This is a genomic window from Alitabrizicola rongguiensis (assembly GCF_021491355.1).
GTDB classification, from domain to species: Bacteria; Pseudomonadota; Alphaproteobacteria; order Rhodobacterales; family Rhodobacteraceae; genus Aliitabrizicola; species Aliitabrizicola rongguiensis.
The window spans coordinates 787,964-804,870 of sequence record NZ_JAKENF010000002.1 but is presented as its reverse complement, the minus strand read 5'-3'; the positions used below and the strand labels follow the sequence as shown (position 1 = coordinate 804,870).

17 protein-coding genes, 1 tRNA gene and 1 riboswitch are annotated in these 16,907 nt (G+C 64.3%); of the genes, 12 read left to right on the top strand and 6 right to left on the bottom strand.

Annotation, left to right across the window (positions count from 1 at the left end; all coding sequences use genetic code 11):
* Positions 1-56 precede the first annotated feature (56 nt).
* A complete protein-coding gene (locus tag L0V05_RS09830) occupies positions 57-1,715 on the top strand; it encodes an NAD+ synthase (RefSeq protein ID WP_234869946.1) in 1,659 nt (552 codons plus the stop codon).
* Positions 1,716-1,787: 72 nt separating this feature from the next.
* Positions 1,788-2,747, top strand: coding sequence for an endonuclease/exonuclease/phosphatase family protein (locus L0V05_RS09825; protein WP_234869944.1), 960 nt, complete (start codon positions 1,788-1,790; stop codon positions 2,745-2,747).
* Between the two features lie 4 nt (positions 2,748-2,751).
* On the opposite strand, the gene L0V05_RS09820 is transcribed toward L0V05_RS09825, so the two are convergent.
* The 3 genes from L0V05_RS09820 to L0V05_RS09810 all read right to left on the bottom strand — a co-directional run bounded on the left by L0V05_RS09820 (position 2,752) and on the right by L0V05_RS09810 (position 5,219).
* Positions 2,752-3,711: a 1-phosphofructokinase family hexose kinase gene (locus L0V05_RS09820; protein WP_234869942.1), complete on the bottom strand. Its 960-nt coding sequence runs from the start codon at positions 3,709-3,711 to the stop codon at positions 2,752-2,754.
* A 71-nt stretch (positions 3,712-3,782) separates the two neighbouring features.
* On the bottom strand, positions 3,783-4,715 hold the full coding sequence (locus tag L0V05_RS09815; RefSeq protein ID WP_234869940.1) for an MBL fold metallo-hydrolase: 933 nt from the start codon (positions 4,713-4,715) through the stop codon (positions 3,783-3,785).
* A 93-nt stretch (positions 4,716-4,808) separates the two neighbouring features.
* The gene (locus L0V05_RS09810) at positions 4,809-5,219 is read right to left on the bottom strand and encodes a metallopeptidase family protein (protein ID WP_234869938.1); all 411 of its coding nucleotides are present in this window, start codon (positions 5,217-5,219) and stop codon (positions 4,809-4,811) included.
* Between the two features lie 155 nt (positions 5,220-5,374).
* Between L0V05_RS09810 and gltX the strand changes: the two genes are divergently transcribed.
* The 5 genes from gltX (at position 5,375) to gcvP (ending at position 11,953) form a co-directional block, all read left to right on the top strand.
* Positions 5,375-6,703 (top strand): glutamate--tRNA ligase, encoded by a 1,329-nt coding sequence (gene gltX / locus L0V05_RS09805; RefSeq protein WP_234869936.1) that lies wholly within the window; start codon positions 5,375-5,377, stop codon positions 6,701-6,703.
* A 253-nt stretch (positions 6,704-6,956) separates the two neighbouring features.
* Positions 6,957-7,035: riboswitch (glycine riboswitch) on the top strand.
* Between the two features lie 69 nt (positions 7,036-7,104).
* On the top strand, positions 7,105-8,238 hold the full coding sequence (gene gcvT / locus L0V05_RS09800) for a glycine cleavage system aminomethyltransferase GcvT (RefSeq protein ID WP_234869934.1): 1,134 nt from the start codon (positions 7,105-7,107) through the stop codon (positions 8,236-8,238).
* A 7-nt stretch (positions 8,239-8,245) separates the two neighbouring features.
* Positions 8,246-8,605, top strand: coding sequence for a glycine cleavage system protein GcvH (gene gcvH / locus L0V05_RS09795; protein WP_234869933.1), 360 nt, complete (start codon positions 8,246-8,248; stop codon positions 8,603-8,605).
* A 10-nt stretch (positions 8,606-8,615) separates the two neighbouring features.
* The gene (locus L0V05_RS09790; RefSeq protein WP_234869931.1) at positions 8,616-9,116 is read left to right on the top strand and encodes an SRPBCC domain-containing protein; all 501 of its coding nucleotides are present in this window, start codon (positions 8,616-8,618) and stop codon (positions 9,114-9,116) included.
* Positions 9,113-11,953 carry an aminomethyl-transferring glycine dehydrogenase gene (gene gcvP, locus L0V05_RS09785; protein ID WP_234869929.1) on the top strand — a complete coding sequence of 947 codons (2,841 nt, stop codon included), beginning with the start codon at positions 9,113-9,115 and terminating at the stop codon, positions 11,951-11,953. The genes L0V05_RS09790 and gcvP overlap by 4 nt, the downstream gene beginning before the upstream one ends.
* Positions 11,954-11,972: 19 nt before the next feature.
* On the opposite strand, the gene L0V05_RS09780 is transcribed toward gcvP, so the two are convergent.
* Positions 11,973-12,437 carry a DUF995 domain-containing protein gene (locus tag L0V05_RS09780; protein WP_234869927.1) on the bottom strand — a complete coding sequence of 155 codons (465 nt, stop codon included), beginning with the start codon at positions 12,435-12,437 and terminating at the stop codon, positions 11,973-11,975.
* Between the two features lie 172 nt (positions 12,438-12,609).
* Here L0V05_RS09780 and trxC point away from each other — a divergent pair, with 172 nt between their 5' ends.
* The 4 genes from trxC (at position 12,610) to L0V05_RS09760 (ending at position 13,944) form a co-directional block, all read left to right on the top strand.
* Positions 12,610-13,056 carry a thioredoxin TrxC gene (gene trxC, locus L0V05_RS09775; protein WP_234869925.1) on the top strand — a complete coding sequence of 149 codons (447 nt, stop codon included), beginning with the start codon at positions 12,610-12,612 and terminating at the stop codon, positions 13,054-13,056.
* Between the two features lie 57 nt (positions 13,057-13,113).
* A tRNA-Ala gene (locus L0V05_RS09770) sits at positions 13,114-13,189 on the top strand.
* A gap of 94 nt (positions 13,190-13,283) precedes the next feature.
* Positions 13,284-13,574 (top strand): alkylphosphonate utilization protein, encoded by a 291-nt coding sequence (locus L0V05_RS09765; RefSeq protein ID WP_234869923.1) that lies wholly within the window; start codon positions 13,284-13,286, stop codon positions 13,572-13,574.
* A 13-nt stretch (positions 13,575-13,587) separates the two neighbouring features.
* Entirely contained in the window at positions 13,588-13,944 is a 357-nt protein-coding gene (locus L0V05_RS09760) for a YigZ family protein (RefSeq protein ID WP_234869921.1), read from the top strand.
* A gap of 74 nt (positions 13,945-14,018) precedes the next feature.
* On the opposite strand, the gene L0V05_RS09755 is transcribed toward L0V05_RS09760, so the two are convergent.
* Together L0V05_RS09755 and L0V05_RS09750 are read right to left on the bottom strand one after the other, a co-directional pair.
* Positions 14,019-15,071 carry an AI-2E family transporter gene (locus L0V05_RS09755; RefSeq protein ID WP_234869919.1) on the bottom strand — a complete coding sequence of 351 codons (1,053 nt, stop codon included), beginning with the start codon at positions 15,069-15,071 and terminating at the stop codon, positions 14,019-14,021.
* A 21-nt stretch (positions 15,072-15,092) separates the two neighbouring features.
* A complete protein-coding gene (locus L0V05_RS09750) occupies positions 15,093-15,611 on the bottom strand; it encodes an HdeD family acid-resistance protein (RefSeq protein ID WP_234869917.1) in 519 nt (172 codons plus the stop codon).
* Between the two features lie 171 nt (positions 15,612-15,782).
* Here L0V05_RS09750 and L0V05_RS09745 point away from each other — a divergent pair, with 171 nt between their 5' ends.
* Positions 15,783-16,904, top strand: coding sequence for an efflux RND transporter periplasmic adaptor subunit (locus L0V05_RS09745; RefSeq protein ID WP_234869915.1), 1,122 nt, complete (start codon positions 15,783-15,785; stop codon positions 16,902-16,904).
* Positions 16,905-16,907 lie beyond the last annotated feature (3 nt).

The following is a 16,907-nucleotide window of genomic DNA, read 5'->3' as shown; positions in this document are numbered from 1 at the left end:
TCAGTCTGCTAGAACGCGAACACGATGCCGCGAGCGGGCGGCGCAAGGAGTTTCCGATGGCCAAGACCTTCCGTCTGACGCTGGCGCAGCTGAACCCGGTCCTTGGCGATTTCGCTGCCAATGCCACGAAGGCCAAGTCCGTCTGGCAGACGGCAAAGGAGGCGGGCGCCGACATGGTCGGGTTCACCGAGATGTTCCTGACCGGCTACCAGACCCAGGACCTCGTGATGAAGCCGGCCTTCGTCGATGCGGCCCGCGCCACGATCGAAGCTCTGGCCCGCGACTGCGCGGATGGTCCGGCGATCGGGATTGGCGCCCCGCATCGCGAGGCGAGCCGCCTCTACAACGCCTATTACATCCTGCAGGGCGGCCGGATTGCTGCGACCATCCTGAAGCACCACCTGCCCAATTCCGATGTCTTCGACGAAAAGCGCGTGTTCGTCTCGGCCGATGTTTCGGGGCCTGTCCGGATCGGAGGGGTCCGCGTCGGCATCCCGATCTGCGAGGACGCCTGGCACCCCGATGTCTGCGAGACGCTGGCCGAGACCGGGGCCGAGATCCTGTTCGTGCCGAACGGTTCGCCCTACCATCGCGGCAAGCCCAATGTCCGGATGAACCTGATGGTTGCCCGTGTGGTCGAGACCGGTCTGCCGCTCGTCTACCTTAACATGGTCGGCGGACAGGACGATCAGGTCTTCGACGGCACGACCTTCGTGCTCAACCCCGGCGGGCGGATGGCGCTGCAACTGCCGCAGTTCGACGAAGCGGTCGCCCATGTCGATTTCGAGCGGACCGAGGATGGCTGGCGGGCCCGTCAGGGCGAGCTTGCCACCCTGCCGACGGGCCATGAGGCCGATTACCATGCGATGGTTCTGGGCCTGCGCGACTACCTCGCCAAGTCCGGGTTCAAGAAGGTGCTGCTCGGCCTCTCCGGCGGCATCGACAGCGCCATCGTCGCCACCATCGCCGCCGACGCGATCGGTCCGGAGAATGTGCGCTGCGTGATGCTGCCCTCGGCCTATACCTCGGAGCATTCCCTTCAGGACGCAGGCGAGGTCGCGCGCAATCTCGGCTGCCGGCTGGACACCGTGCCGATCTCGGGCGCGCAGGCGGCGGTTGGCGAGGCGCTGGCGCCGCTGTTCGCGGGAACTCAAGCTGGCATCACCGAGGAGAACGTCCAGTCCCGTCTGCGCGGCCTTCTGCTGATGGCCTTGTCGAACAAGTTCGGCGAGATGCTTCTGACCACCGGCAATAAGTCCGAGGTCGCGGTCGGCTACTGCACGATCTACGGCGACATGAACGGTGGCTACAACCCGATCAAGGACCTGTACAAGACCCGGGTCTTTTCCATGTGCCGCTGGCGGAACGAGAACCACCGCCCGTGGATGATGGCCCCGGCGGGCGAGATGATTCCGCCCCGCGTCATCGACAAGCCGCCCTCAGCCGAACTGCGCCCCGACCAGAAAGACGAGGACAGCCTGCCGCCCTATCCGGTGCTGGACGGCATCCTCGAAGGGCTGGTGGACCGCGAGGAGTCGGTGTCCGAACTCGTCGCCAAGGGCTACGACCGCGCGACGGTGAAGAAGGTCGAGCACCTGCTTTACATCAGCGAATACAAGCGCTTCCAGTCCGCCCCCGGCGTCCGCCTGACCCAACGTGCCTTCTGGCTCGACCGCCGCTATCCGATCGTGAACCGGTGGCGGGATGAGGGATAGGCGCGAACGTCATGGATTCGTGATGGCAGATCGCTAATCATCGGGCCATCCAATCCTCGGGGGAGCTTTGCCATGAATGCCCTGCGCGTCGCGCGTCTTGTCCTGCCTGCCTTGCTTCTCTCGGCCCTTCCGGTCTCGGCCGAGACCACACTGCGGGTGATGTCCTACAACATCTGGGGCGGGGGCGCGAACGAGGGGAAGGGGGTCGAGGAAACCGTCGCGGCGATCAAGGCCGCCGGTGCCGATATCGTCGGAGTCCAGGAAACGAAGGTCGAGCCCGATCCCTGCACGGCGACCGATTGCGTGGCGACGGGGCCGAGCGTAGCCGCCGAGATCGCAAAGGCGCTCGGCTGGCACTACTACGACCAGTCGCAGCAGAATGTTGCGCTCTGGGCGAATGCGGTGATCTCGCGCTATCCGATCGGGCCGGCCACGCCGCATGACCTGGGGATGCCGATTGACGTGGATGGCAAGACTGTCTGGATGTTCAACATCCACCACGACGACGAGCCTTATCAGCCCTACCAGCTGCTGGGCATCGAATACGGTCCCGCGCCCTTCATCAAGACCGAGGCAGAGGCGATCAAGTTCGCCGAGGAGACCCGTGGCCCGGCGATGGATCTGCTGGCAGAGGACATGAAATCGGTCAAGGATGCGGCGGCGATCATCGTCACCGGCGATTTCAACGAACCCTCTGGTCTCGACTGGACCGACGCGGCCGTTGCCGCCGGCCAGCAACCGGTGAAGGTCGACTGGCCGACGACCCGCCGCCTGACCTCACAGGGCTTCATCGACGCCTATCGCGCGATCTGGCCCGATCCGGTGGCCAAGCCTGCCTTCACCTGGACGCCGCGCTATGACGAGAAGGCGGCTGACGACCATCCCGACCGCATCGACTTCATCCTGGTGAAGGGCGACGGCCTGACCGTCACCGATGCCGCGATCGTGGGCGAAGATGGCCCCCGCAGCGACATCAAGGTGATGCCCTGGCCCTCGGACCACCGCGCGGTCGTTGCCGAACTGAAGTTCTGAGCCTTCAGACGAACTCTGTCTCGCAGCCGCGGAAAATCTCTTCGGCATCCTCGCGGCGGCAAAGCTCTGTCCCCTCGGTCATCACGGCGGCCGCGGCGGCAGAGACGCCGCGGGCCAGAGCTTCCGCGGGCGAGGCCCCCCGCGCTTCCGCCAGGACAAATCCTGCCACGAAACTGTCGCCGGCTCCGACCTTGCTGCGCACCTCGACCTTCGGCGGCCTGACCGACACCCGCAGGCCGGGGCCGACCAGGACCGACCCGTCTGCCCCGCGGGCCACGATCACGCGCCGGGCAGACCCGCGCGCAATCAGACCCTCCGCGAAGTCGGCGGTCTGGCCCGCCGTGATCAGCTTGTGGCCCGTCAACTCCTCTGCTTCCTCCTGATCCATGCGCAGAAGGTCGATTCCTGTCGGCGGACCGTTGGCGATATGGGCCAGCGATGCGCCGGATGTGTCGGTCACAAGCCTGGCCTTGCTGTCTGAACGCGCGTCCAGATCGGCGGCAAGGCGCGCGGCAAAGTCAATGGGCAGGCCGGGTGGCTGACTGCCGCTGATCACGATGGTTCCGGTCAGCGGTGCTGCGTCAGACAGGGCGCGTTCCGCCGCCTCGATCCGCGAGGCGTCCCAAGGCGTGCCAGGCAGCATGAAGCGGTACTGCAGGCCGGTCTTGTCCTCGTTCACCGTCAGGCTCTGCCGCGTTTCGCCGGGGCCAGGGAAAGTGACGATGGTGATCCCTTCGCCATGCAGGAATTCCGCAACCTGCGCGCCGGTGCCGCCCGCAAGTGCGACGAAGCACAGGCTCGATCCGCCCAGCCTGCGGATGGCCCGGCTGACATTGATGCCCCCGCCGCCGGGATCAAGCCGTGGCGCGGTGCAGCGCAGCTTGTGGCCGGGAATGACATCGCCAACATGCGTTGCGAGGTCGAGCGCAGGGTTCAGCGTGACGGTAAGGATCGGGGTGGTCATGGGCGCGCCTTTCACTCAACGCGACCAGCCTGCCAGAGGCCGGAGGCATCGGCAATGCGCGCCCGCCTCGATCAGCCGGCCAACATCATCTGATAGCTGACAGGAACGTAGCGGAAGCCGTTCCCATCCGCCTCGACAAACCCCATGGCCGGGAAGGGCATGTGATAGCCGATGAACGGAATACGATCCGCTGCCAGCATGCCGAACACGGCCCTGCGGCTTTCGGCGGCCTTGGCCTTGTCGGCGTCAAAACGAACTTCCCAGTCGGGATGGGCCAGCGACCAGACATAGTGGTTGGCCGTATCGGCAGTGATGGCCAGCGTTTGGCCGTTGCTTTCGATCAGATAGACCATGTGCCCGGGCGTGTGGCCGGCAGCCAGCTTCGAGGTGATCCCGCCGGCCACGCTGCCGCCATCGTCTAGGAAGGTGATCTTGTCGTTCAGGGGAACGACATTGGCTGTGAAAGCCTCGCTCGGTTTGCCGGACCAGAAATTGTGCTCGGCGCTGCCGGTCACGTAGCGCGCATTCGTGAAGGTAGGGGTGCCATTCGCCATCAGCCCGCCGATATGGTCGGGGTGCATGTGGGTGAGCACGACGATATCGACCTGATCAGGCGTGTAACCTGCGGCGGCAAGGGCTGCCGTCACGCCCTCGGACGCAACGCCTGTATCGAAAAGGACGAGTTCCTTGCCGGTGTTGACCAGCGTCGGTGTGAAGAAGGATTGCGCCTTGTCAGTCGGCAGAAACGCGGCTGCCGAAACCGCCGCGAATTCTTCCGCCGGAACGTTCAGGCCGAAAGTCTCGTTCGGCTTCTCGATCGTGCGGGTCCCGGCCAGAAGTGCCGTCACCTCCATGTCGCCCAGCTTGAAGCGATTGAAGGTTGGCGCGGCGCTACCCTTCATCTCGGCCGCGGCGCGGGCAGGAGCCGGACGAAAGGTTGCGGCGATCGGCAGGGCGGCGGCGGCAACCAGGGCGCTGCGGCGGGACAACCTCGTGATGGGCATCTGTGCACTCCTTTTGCTGGACTGGGGCAAAGGCTAGTGCGTCGTCTGGGTCCCGCCAGTCACGGATACGTCATCGCGCGCGATATCGCCGGATCATTCCCACCACGGATCAATGGCCGCGATCTGCTCGTCGCTCCAGCCGAAGTGATGGGCAAATTCGTGCACCGTCACATGCGCCACCAGATCGCCAAGCGCGACATCACCGCGTTCGCACCATTCATCGAGGATCGGTCGGCGGAAGAGCCAGATCGTGTCGGGTCGCGTCGGCTGGTCCATGACTGATTTCTCGGTCATCGGAATTCCGTCATAGAGGCCTGTCAGTTCGAAGGGGTCGCTCAGACCCATCTCCTCGAGGATGTCATCGGGGGCAAAGTCGACGACGCGCAGGCCGACCTCTCGCGCCGCGGCGACGAAGGGTTCGGGCAACTGGTCGATGGCAGCCCGGGCCAATGACTCGATCTGGTCGAGGTCGGGGGCCGTCAGGTCATGAGGGTCAAGGGTCATGGAACGCAGGATAGGCGTCTGGCGCAGGGGCCGCAATGACCGCCAGTCCCCGCTCCGGACAGCCGTGCCGGTCTGTCCTGCTCGGGATGCATGGCGGCACACAACTGGACAAAACGCCTCCCTTGTGGAAAAGCAGGCGGGTTCAGGAGAGACCCATGACCACCGTCACCCGCTTCGCCCCGTCGCCCACCGGCTATATTCACGTCGGAAACCTGCGCACCGCGCTGATGAACTGGATGATCGCCCGCAAGGCCGGCGGCACCTTCATCCTGCGTCTGGACGACACCGATCAGGAACGCTCGAAGCAGGAATATGCCGATGGGATCATGGAGGATCTCGAATGGCTCGGCCTGACCTGGGACCGGATCGAGAAGCAGTCGCTGCGCTTTGACCGTTACCGCGAGGCGGCCGACCAACTGCGCGCTGCGGGCCGGTTCTATGAATGCTTCGAGACGCCGGTCGAGCTGGATCTCAAGCGCAAGAAGCTTTTGAACATGGGCAAGCCGCCGGTCTATGACCGTGCCGCGCTGAACCTCAGCGAAACCGACAAGGCGCATTTCCGCGAAGAGGGGCGTCAGGGCTACTGGCGGTTCCTGCTGAACCAGACCCGCATCGAATGGAACGATGGCATTCTCGGCCCGATCTCGATCGACGCGGCCTCGGTCTCGGACCCGGTGCTGATCCGCGCCGACGGTCAGATTCTTTATACCTTCGCCTCCTCGGTCGATGACATCGACATGGGCGTGACCTCGATCGTGCGCGGTGCAGACCATGTGACGAATACCGCGACCCAGATCCAGATCATGGAGGCCCTGGGCGGCACGCCGCCGGCCTTTGCCCACCATTCGCTGCTGACCGGGGCCAAGGGCGAGGAGCTCTCCAAGCGGCTTGGCACACTGTCGCTTCGCGACCTGCGTGCGGCCGGGGTGGAGCCGATGGCGCTCCTGTCGCTGATGGCGCGGCTCGGATCGTCGAAACCGGTTGAATTGGCCCGCTCGCATCAGGACCTGATCGACGGGTTCGACCTGTCGTCGTTCGGCGCCTCGCCGACCAAGTTCGACGCCGAGGACCTTTTCCCTCTGACGCATCATCATCTTCAGACCCGGACCCATGCCGACATGGCCGGGACGATCCGCGCGCTCGGCGTGCCGGACGACATCGCACCTGCCTTCTGGGCCGTCGCCAAGGACAACATCACCACCCGCGCCGATCTTGCCGGCTGGTGGGACCTGATCGCCAACGGTGCCGAGCCGCTGGTCGATGCCGAGGATGCGGACTTTGTGAAACAGGCGCTGTCGATGTTGCCGCCGAAGCCGTGGACCGCTGCCACCTGGGGCGAATGGACCAATGTGGTGAAGGACGCGACGGGACGCAAGGGCAAGGGCCTTTACCGTCCGCTGCGCCGGGCGCTGACCGGCCGTGATGCCGGGCCCGAGATGGCAGACCTGATGCCGCTTCTGCAGAAAGTACGCCTGCCGGCGTAAGGGAGGGGGCTGTCTGCCCCCTCTGCACGCTGGCGCGTTCATTTACCCCCGGGGTATTTTCCAACAGAAGAAGCCTTGACGCTTTCGTCTGCGAAAGCGTCGCGCTTCGCTTTCCCCTTGCCAGCCGCCGTGTGGCCGCGCTACCCAAGAAGCGTCAGGATCGGGAGAATCTGCGGGCAGTGGGAAACCAATGCGCGTGGTGCCGAAGGAGCAACCGCCCCGGTAAACTCTCAGGCGCAAGGGACCGACCGGACGACGACACTCTGGAGAGACCCCGGCAACGGGGCGCCGAAGGGATAACGATCTCAGGCGCAAGGGACAGAGGGGGCATCGCGGGACGGGGATTGGCCTGTCCGGACGATGCCGGAACGAGGAGCCGGCACGGAGCAAGGGGGTGGCGATTGGCCGACCTTGAAACGACCGACCTGAAGCGCCTCGCGCTCCATGATCTTCATGTTTCGCTCGGCGCCAGGATGGTGCCCTTTGCCGGTTACGAGATGCCGGTTCAGTATCCCATGGGCGTGCTGAAGGAGCATCTCCATACCCGATCCGCAGCAGGTCTCTTCGACGTCAGCCACATGGGGCAGGTGGTGCTCTGGCCCAAGGCCGGGATGCAGTCGCTGATGCTGGGCTTCGAAGCGCTGATGCCGGTCGACGTGCTGGGTCTGCAAGAGGGGCGGCAGCGCTATGGCCTTCTGACCAGCGCCACCGGCGGAATTCTCGACGATCTGATGTTTGCCAACCGGGGCGACCATCTGTTCGTCGTCGTCAATGCCGCCTGCAAGGCCGAGGACATCGCACATCTCAAGGCGCATCTGTCCCCCGTGGCCGAGGTGATGCCGATCGCGGATCGCGGTCTTCTCGCGCTGCAAGGTCCAGATGCCGAAGGGGCGCTGTCGCGGCTGTTGCCGGGCATAGAGACGATGCGCTTCATGGATGTCGCGACCCGCGACTGGACCGGGGCGGAACTCTGGATCTCGAGGTCCGGCTATACCGGCGAGGACGGGTTCGAGATCTCGGTGCCCAACGCTCATCTTCGGCGGTTCGCCGATACGCTTCTGGCCGAACCCGGCGTGGCCCCGATCGGCCTTGGCGCGCGGGACAGCCTGAGGCTCGAGGCGGGGCTGTGCCTTTACGGCCATGACATCGACACGACCACCTCGCCTATCGAGGCCGGGCTGGCCTGGGCGATCCAGAAGAGCCGCCGCACCTGTGGCGCGCGGTCGGGCGGGTTCCCTGGCGCCGAGCGGATCCTCACCGAACTGGCCGACGGGCCGGATCGCTGCCGGGTCGGCCTGCGGCCCGAGGGCCGCGCGCCGATGCGCGACGGTACCGTCCTTTACAACGGTGACACGGAAATCGGCATCATCACCTCTGGCGGCTTCGGTCCCTCGGTCGAGGCACCGATCGCCATGGGCTACGTCCCTGCTGCCCTTTCTGCGTCCGGCACGCGGCTTGAGGGCGAGGTGCGCGGCAAGCGCCTGCCGGTGACCGTCTGCGATCTTCCTTTCCGACCCTCCACCTACAAACGCTGAGGACCCGATGAAATACACCAAGGAACACGAATGGTTGCGCGTTGATGGCGATCTCGTCACCGTCGGCATCACCGAACACGCGGCGACGCAGCTCGGGGACGTGGTCTTCGTCGAACTTCCGGAACCCGAGACGATGGTTGCCGAGGGCGACGAGGTCGTCGTGATCGAAAGCGTCAAGGCCGCGTCCGACATCCTTGCGCCTGTCGATGGCGAGATCGTCGCGGTCAACGAGAAGCTGCCCGACAATCCCGGCCTCGTGAACGAAGATCCGCTTGGCGCGGGCTGGTTCTTCAAGATGAAGCTCGACGACCTCTCCGTGCTCGACGACTTCATGGACGAGGACGAGTACAACGAGCTGATCGGCTGACGGATATTCCATGAACCGACGCACCGACCAGGCGTCACGCGTGATCCGCGCATCCGCCGAAAGGCTCTGGCAGGCCTGGTTCGATCCGGATCAGTTGGTGCGCTGGCTTCCCCCGGGCGGGATGACGGGCGAGGTCATCGCCCTTGATCCCCGGCCCGGCGGGGCCTTTGAGATGGTGCTGGCCTATACGGATGCCGGCGCGGGCAGCGGCAAGAGCGGCGCGGGCCAGGACCGGATTGGCGGCCGTTTCGTCGAGCTCGACCGGCCGCGGTTCTTTTCGCACGAGGCGTCGTTCAAGTCTGACGATCCCGCCTTTCTGGGCGTCATGCGGCTGGAATGGCGGTTCGATCCGGCGCGCGACGGCACCAAGGTGACCTGCACGGCGCGAAACGTGCCGCCCGGAATCCGTGCCGAAGATCATGAGGCGGGGCTATTGGCCTCGCTCGCCCAGCTTGCTGCCCATGTCGAAGGGCGGCAGGCGGGTCAGAATTGGGAGAGAGATGAGCGATGACCTTCACACCCACAGCCTACAACCCGTATGACTTCGCCAACCGCCGCCATATCGGCCCTTCTCCGGAAGAGATGGCGGATATGCTCAAGGCGGTGGGCGTGCCCTCGCTCGACGCTCTGATCGCCGAGACGGTGCCGGCCTCGATCCGGCAGAAGGACCCGCTCGACTGGGCACCGCTCGCCGAGCACGAGCTTCTGGCGAAAATGCGCGAGGTGGCGGCGAAGAACCGGGTGATGACCAGCCTGATCGGTCAGGGCTACTATGGCACCGTCACACCGCCCGCGATCCAGCGCAATATCCTTGAGAACCCGGCCTGGTATACAGCCTACACGCCCTACCAGCCCGAAATCGCTCAGGGCCGCCTTGAGGCGCTCCTGAACTATCAGACGATGGTCGCCGACCTGACCGGGTTGCCCGTTGCAAATGCCTCACTTCTGGATGAGGCGACGGCGGCGGCCGAGGCGATGGCGATGGCAGAGCGCAGCGCGAAGTCCAAGGCGCGGGCCTTCTTCGTCGATCGGTTCTGCCATCCGCAAACCATCGAGGTGATCCGCACCCGTGCCTTGCCGCTAGGCATCGAGATCATCGAGGACATGGTCGAGAACCTCGATCCGTCGAAGGTGTTCGGCGCGATCTTCCAGTATCCCGGCAGCTACGGGCATGTCCGGGACTTCACCGATCAGATTGCGGCGCTGCACGCCGCCAATGCCATCGCTGTCGTCGCGACCGACCTTCTGGCCCTGTGCCTTCTGAAGGAACCGGGCGCGATGGGGGCCGATATCGCCGTTGGTTCCAGCCAGCGCTTCGGCGTGCCGATGGGATACGGCGGCCCACATGCCGCGTTTATGTCGTGCCGCGACGACCTGAAGCGGGCCATGCCTGGCCGCATCGTCGGCGTTTCGATCGACTCGCGTGGCGGTCGGGCCTACCGACTGTCGCTCCAGACGCGCGAGCAGCATATCCGGCGCGAGAAGGCGACCTCGAACGTCTGCACGGCGCAGGCGCTGCTGGCGGTGATGGCGAGCTTCTACGCGGTGTTCCACGGCCCAAAGGGCCTGCGCGCGATTGCCGAGCGGGTGCATTTCCTGACCAACCGTCTCGCGCGGGCACTGAAGGCGGCGGGGGCGAAAGTCAGCCCGAAGGATTTCTTCGATACGGTGACGGTCGAGGTCGGTGTCGGGCAGGCCGGCATCCTCGCCGCTGCGCGCCACGAGGGGCTGAACTTCCGCAAGATCGGCAATGACCGGGTGGGCATCAGCCTTGACGAGACGACCGACGAGAAGGTTCTGATCCGCGTGCTGCGCGCTTTCGGGATTGATGGTGTGCCGCCCCACCGGGCGATGCTCAGCTTCCCCGAGACTATGCTGCGGACGACCGACTACCTGACCCATCCGGTGTTCCACATGAACCGGGCAGAGTCGGAGATGATGCGCTACATGCGCCGCCTGTCCGACCGCGACCTGGCGCTTGACCGGGCGATGATCCCTCTCGGCTCCTGCACGATGAAGCTCAATGCCGCGGCCGAGATGATGCCGATCACCTGGCCCGAGTTCAATTCGCTGCATCCCTTCGCCCCGCGCGATCAGGCGCAGGGCTATGCCGAGGCGATCAAGGACCTGTCGGAAAAACTCTGCACCATCACCGGATATGACGCCTTCTCGATGCAGCCGAACTCCGGCGCGCAGGGGGAATATGCCGGGCTCCTGACCATCCAAGCCTATCACCGGGCACGGGGCGAAGGGCATCGGAACATCTGCCTGATCCCGGTTTCGGCCCATGGCACCAACCCCGCCTCTGCCCAGATGGCAGGGATGAAAGTGGTAGTGGTGAAATCCGCCCCGAACGGCGATGTCGACATCGATGATTTCCGCGACAAGGCGCGCGATGCCGGCGGCAACCTTGCCGCCTGCATGATCACCTATCCCTCGACCCATGGCGTGTTCGAGGAGGCGGTGCGAGAGGTCTGCAAGATCACCCATGCCCATGGCGGGCAGGTCTATATCGACGGCGCCAACATGAACGCGATGGTCGGGCTGGTGAAACCGGGCGAGATCGGCGGCGACGTCAGCCACCTGAACCTGCACAAGACCTTCGCCATCCCGCATGGCGGCGGCGGCCCCGGCATGGGGCCGATCGGGGTCAAGTCCCACCTCGCGCCGCATTTGCCGGGGCATCCCGAAACCGGCGGCAGCGAAGGGCCGGTATCCGCGGCACCCTACGGATCGGCCTCGATCCTGCTCATCAGCTGGGCGTATTGCCTGATGATGGGCGGCCAGGGGCTCACACAGGCGACCAAGGTCGCGATCCTGAACGCCAACTACATCGCCGCTCGGCTGAAGGGGTCTTACGAGGTCCTGTTCATGGGCAACAAGGGCCGGGTCGCGCATGAATGCATCCTCGACACCCGCTCCTTCGCCGAGGCCGGCGTGACCGTGGACGACATCGCCAAGCGCCTGATCGACAACGGCTTCCACGCCCCGACGATGAGCTGGCCGGTGGCGGGCACCCTGATGGTCGAGCCGACGGAAAGCGAGACCAAGGCCGAGATCGACCGCTTCATCCTGGCGCTCCAATCGATCCGCGAAGAGATCCGCGCGATCGAACAGGGCGAGATCGATCGGGAGAACAACCCCCTGAAGCACGCTCCCCACACGGTCAACGACCTCGTGGCGGAATGGGACCGCCCCTACAGCCGCGAGCAGGGCTGCTTCCCGCCGGCGAGTTTCCGGGTGGACAAGTACTGGCCGCCAGTCGGTCGTGTCGACAACGTCTATGGCGACCGCAACCTGATCTGCATCTGCCCGCCGGTCGAAAGCTATATGGAGGCGGCGGAGTAACTCCGCCGCCTACTCGCAATCACGACCGATATTTAGCAAATGTCTTCGAGACCACGTCGCCCTTGCGCAAATTGCTGAGTTCGCCCTCGCTGTAATCGTCGTTCGGCCCCCGGCCTTCTTCGAAATCGTTGTAATAGGATGTCAGGACTCGATCGCCGTCTGTGAAGAACGTCCAGCAGTCGGTGTAGGTCTTCTTGCTTGCCTCGCCAGTTTTGATGTTGACCGGCGAGTTCGTCATGCAGAGCTTGTTTTTTGTGATTTTCCATTTGCCGGTGTAGGTTGCACTCGGGGGCTTGCCGAAAACGCCCTTTGTTGTCTTGTCCGGCGCGAAATACACCATCGATCTGTCCCAGACCGCGCTGTTCCCGCTGTACAGCTTTTCAATTTGTTTCGAGCTCAGCGGCTTGGCGTTCGGCGGCAAGGGGTCGGCTGCGACAGGTAGGGCAATCAAGGCGAGAAAGGCTGCGATTTTTCCGTAGCTCATGGCATTCCCTCCAACTAGTTATGCAAGTGGAATTGACGCTGCGGCAACTTATCCGGAAGTGTCAACGATTCTGAATATTGGCATTCATTGTTTCCGCAGTGAGAGAGGCAGCGCTTGGTTCTCGCGCGGCCGGTCCCTACATTTGAGAAAATGTATCAAAAGGACTCTCCCCATGTCCGACAGCGCCCGGATTACCTGCACCACCTGCGGTCAAGCAAACCGCGTCCCCGTCGCCCGGCTTGCCGACAACCCGAAATGCGGTTCCTGCGGTGACCCGCTCGTCAGCGGCAAGGTTGCCGAACTTGATCCTGCGACCCATGACAAGGCGATCCGCACGGACGACCTGCCGCTGCTGATCGACTATTGGGCACCTTGGTGCGGCCCCTGCCGGATGATGGCCCCGGAATTCGCCAAGGCCGCCAAGGCTGTGGCGCCCAACGCCCGGTTCGCCAAGATCAACACCGAGGATCACCCCCAGATCTCGCAGCGATTGGGCATCCGCGGCATTCCGCTCCTGATCCTGTGGCACAGGGGGCGCGAAGTGGCCCGCCTGCCCGGCGCTCGTCCGGCGGCCGAGATCGCCGCCTTTGTCCGTCAGCATGTGCCGGCGATGGCCTGAAGACGGCGCGGCGTCGCTTGACATTGGCCTGCGCCTTCGCCAAATAGCGCGTCGAACGGGGCAGTAGCTCAGTTGGGAGAGCGTATCGTTCGCAATGATAAGGTCAGGGGTTCGATCCCCCTCTGCTCCACCAAGATCGTGACTGACTTTCGAAACCGGGCCGCCTGCGCGGCCCTTTTCATTTTCGCCGGGCCGGTTCGCCTGCGGGCACAGGGGGGGAGACGCGCATGTCCGACGAGGACTATGTCTATGACGAGGCCAGCGGGGAATGGCGGCCGGCCTCGGAAATCGCGGCGGCCAGCCGGCGCATTGTGCGCGATGCCTCAGGCAACGAATTGGCCGACGGCGATGCGGTGGTGCTGGTCAAGGACCTGAAGGTCAAGGGCACCAGCACGGTGCTGAAGCAGGGTACCGTCATCCGCTCGATCCGGCTGACGGACAATGAGGAAGAAATCGACTGCCGCCACGACACGATCAAGGGCCTTGTCCTGCGCACCGAGTTCGTTCGCAAGCGATAAGGGCAGAGCGGCGTTGCTCATCCTTGACAACATCATCAGTGACCGCGGCTCGAAATACGCGGTCTCCGGCGGCCTCTGCGCCTCGGAAGATGCTGCGCGAGCCTTCCTGAAGGAGTTGAAGCGCAACAAGCGTTTCGCCAAGGCAACCCACAACAGCTGGGCGCTTGTCTCTGCAGACGGCCCGATCAAGAACGATGACGGCGAGGCCGGGGCTGGTATGGTGATCCTGCGGATGCTCGAACGTGAAGGGCTGAACGACCATATCGTGGTCGTCACCCGCTGGTTCGGGGGCAAGCATCTGGGAGGCGACCGGTTTCGCCACGTGCAGGATGCCGTGCGGATCTATCTGGAGGCGCTGCTGCCTCGATAGTCGCGTCAGCATCAGCAGCCTTGCGGGTTTCTCGCCAGACCCGTGTCAGGTGGGACCAGTTCCCGCAGCCAGGGTCATGCCTCGTCCGCGATCTTTTCAGAGAGCAGAACCGCGACAAATCGGGTCGGTTCGAAGGCGGCGCAGACGATCGCGATGATCGAGGTCATCGGCACGGCCAAGATGGCACCCGGAAGCCCCCAGAGCGCCGCCCACACCGCCAGTGCGACCATGACCACGAAGGGGCTCAGATTGACCTGCTTGCCAACCAGTTTGGGGTCGAGGATCGTGCCGATCAGCGTTTGCGCCAGCGTCAGCAGGACGGCGAGCAGGATCGTCTTGAGCGGATCCCCCCATTGGGCCAGTGACAGGATCACGGGCGGCGCTACGCCAATCACCCCGCCCAGGTAGGGGATGTAGTTGAAAAGCCCGATCAGGACTGCCCAGAACAGGGCGAAGTCCACGCCCATCCACCACATGATCGCAAAGGAGACCGCTCCGAGGATCATGTTGATCAGAGTCTTGACCGCAAGGTAGTCGCCGATCCGGGTGTTGATCTGGGCGATGATGCGACCGGTGACCTCGGCCTGATCGCCAAGTGGCAGGGCAGCGGCCAGCTTGCGACCGAAATCCCGCCGCTCACCCAGCAGGAAGGCGGCGTAGAGCGCGACGAGGAATGCGCTCAGCCCGAAGCTGGTAAGTCCGCCGAGAAGCCGGATGAACAAGGTTTGCAGGCTGATCTTCTCGAGCGTCGCGTCGAGCACTTCCTCAAGCGTCGGGTTGTCCTGGATCCAGCCGCTCTCGGCCAGCCGGTCGATCAGCGCCTGAAGGTTCGCCTGATAGCGGGGGAGTGCGGTGACCAGTTGGCTGATCGTGACCTGAACGACCAGTGCGAAGCCAAACAGCGCCGCGGTGAAGGCCAGAAGCACCGCAAGGTGCCGTGCAAAGACGGGCAGACGACCGAGAACCGGCAGGCGGCCGAGCGCCTCGGCTGCGGTGGTCAGCACATAGACGGCGATGATGGCCATCACGATGGGGAGGAAGATGTCCTTGCCGGCGACCAGCAGCCAGCCGGTCATCAGCGCCAGCGCCATCGCCAGCACGAGGTTGAGAAAGGGCGCGCCGCGCATATGTCGCGCCCTTCCGCCGGATCAGGCTTCGGCCTTCTTGGCGAACAGACCAAGCGCCACGAGAGAGACGCCGGACGAGATCAGGTCGATTGCAAGTAGGATGCCAAGGATAACCGCCGCCGACTGCGGGAAATCCGAAAGGATCATCACCGCCAGGATCACCGAAATCGCACCGGACAACAGGACAGCCCAGAAATACGACGTCCCGCGTGACGAGAACGCGAACATTACCTTCACGATGCCCTCGACGAGGAACAGGATCGCCACGGCCCAGGTGAGCGCAAGCGCGCCGAGGATCGGCTGGCCGAGAATGCCGAGCCCGACCAGAATGCCGAGAACCCCCAGAACCCCGGTCCAGAACCGGTGCTGGACGCCTGAATCGCTGATCGCCCCGACGATCAGCAGGATGCCCATGATGATGAAGAACCATGCGGCCAAGGTCGTCGCGAAGATGGTCGCGGCCAGCGGATTAAGCAGGGCGATTATGCCACCGATGATCGCGATGATCCCGGCGATCAGCACAAGAAGCCAGTGTTTCATGGAGAGCCCCCAACTATATCGTCCGACAAGTCTGCGGCAGAAACGAGCATTCGGCAAGAAAATACTTGAAAAGTATGTGGTTGGGCGGCGAAGCTCGAGTCCCCGGCAGCGGATGACAGGCGCGTCAATCCTGCTAGTCTGCTCCACGTGATACGAATTTCCGGGGGAATCATGTACGGTCGGGCAACCTCATTGCACCTGCGGAACAGCCTCGTCGCCCTGTGTCTTGGCCTTGGCCTTTCGGGGGTAGCGCTTGCCCAGACGCAGCCGCTTCCCGCGGTGACCGTCGAACCGGCGGCGTTGACACAGGTGGTGCAGGCGGCGGCATTCAATGGACGCGTGGTGGCCGAACAGAAGGTCGACATCCGCGCCCGGGTCAGCGGCTTTGTCTCCGAGATCGGCTTTACCGAAGGCAGCGTGGTCGCGAAGGATAGCCTGCTGTTTGCCATCGACCCGAAGGAATTCGAGGCCAGTCTTGCTCAGGCCGACGCAGCCCTTGCCGCCGCCAAGGCCAGCGAGACCCTCGCGATTCTCGAACGGAACCGGCAGCGCGAACTGGTGACGCGGCAGGCCTCGGCGCAGGCAACCCTCGACAAGGCCGAGGCAGAGGCGGCGCGGGCCAGCGCTGACGTGGAGCGCATGGCCGCCCAGCATGATGCGGCAGAACTGAACCTCTCCTACACCCAGATCAGAGCCCCGTTTCAGGGTAGGGTGGGGCTGTCGAGCGTCAGTGTCGGTGCGCTGATCGGACCGGAAAGCGGAACGCTTGTCACCCTGGTGACAACCGACCCGATGATGGTCGAGTTTCCCGTGCCGGAACGCATGTTTCTCCTGTTTCAGGAAAGCGTCCGTTCGGGGGCAGCCTCCGGTGCCGGCTCGGTCCGCCTGACACTGGCTGACGGATCAGCCTACGGCATCCCCGGCACCGTCAACTTTTCCGACATGCAGGTCAGCCAGTCGACCGATACCGTCATGATCCGCGCCGTCTTTCCCAACCCCGAGGGCCGGCTTCGGGATGGATCTCTTGTCACCGTCAACGTCGAGGAAGAGGCCACGAACAATGCGCTGACTGTTCCGCAGCAGGCTGTGCTGCGCGATATCACCGGAGCCTATGTCTTGCTGGTGGGTGATGATGGCACGGTCGAGCAGCGCCGCATCAACACGGGCGACTCTGCGAAGGGACGCGTCGTCGTGACCTCGGGCCTGACCGAAGGGGAGAAGGTCATCACCGAAGGCCTGAACAAGGCGCGGCCGGGCATCAAGGTCGATGCCGCCGTTGCCGGGGGCAACTGAGCG

Coding starts and splice junctions, on each gene's coding strand:
- L0V05_RS09830 (WP_234869946.1), top strand. CDS start 57: ATGGCCAAGACCTTCCGTCTGACGCTGGCGCAGCTGAACCCGGTCCTT.
- L0V05_RS09825 (WP_234869944.1), top strand. CDS start 1,788: ATGAATGCCCTGCGCGTCGCGCGTCTTGTCCTGCCTGCCTTGCTTCTC.
- L0V05_RS09820 (WP_234869942.1), bottom strand. CDS start 3,711: ATGACCACCCCGATCCTTACCGTCACGCTGAACCCTGCGCTCGACCTC.
- L0V05_RS09815 (WP_234869940.1), bottom strand. CDS start 4,715: ATGCCCATCACGAGGTTGTCCCGCCGCAGCGCCCTGGTTGCCGCCGCC.
- L0V05_RS09810 (WP_234869938.1), bottom strand. CDS start 5,219: ATGACCCTTGACCCTCATGACCTGACGGCCCCCGACCTCGACCAGATC.
- gltX (WP_234869936.1), top strand. CDS start 5,375: ATGACCACCGTCACCCGCTTCGCCCCGTCGCCCACCGGCTATATTCAC.
- gcvH (WP_234869933.1), top strand. CDS start 8,246: ATGAAATACACCAAGGAACACGAATGGTTGCGCGTTGATGGCGATCTC.
- L0V05_RS09790 (WP_234869931.1), top strand. CDS start 8,616: ATGAACCGACGCACCGACCAGGCGTCACGCGTGATCCGCGCATCCGCC.
- gcvP (WP_234869929.1), top strand. CDS start 9,113: ATGACCTTCACACCCACAGCCTACAACCCGTATGACTTCGCCAACCGC.
- L0V05_RS09780 (WP_234869927.1), bottom strand. CDS start 12,437: ATGAGCTACGGAAAAATCGCAGCCTTTCTCGCCTTGATTGCCCTACCT.
- trxC (WP_234869925.1), top strand. CDS start 12,610: ATGTCCGACAGCGCCCGGATTACCTGCACCACCTGCGGTCAAGCAAAC.
- L0V05_RS09765 (WP_234869923.1), top strand. CDS start 13,284: ATGTCCGACGAGGACTATGTCTATGACGAGGCCAGCGGGGAATGGCGG.
- L0V05_RS09755 (WP_234869919.1), bottom strand. CDS start 15,071: ATGCGCGGCGCGCCCTTTCTCAACCTCGTGCTGGCGATGGCGCTGGCG.
- L0V05_RS09750 (WP_234869917.1), bottom strand. CDS start 15,611: ATGAAACACTGGCTTCTTGTGCTGATCGCCGGGATCATCGCGATCATC.
- L0V05_RS09745 (WP_234869915.1), top strand. CDS start 15,783: ATGTACGGTCGGGCAACCTCATTGCACCTGCGGAACAGCCTCGTCGCC.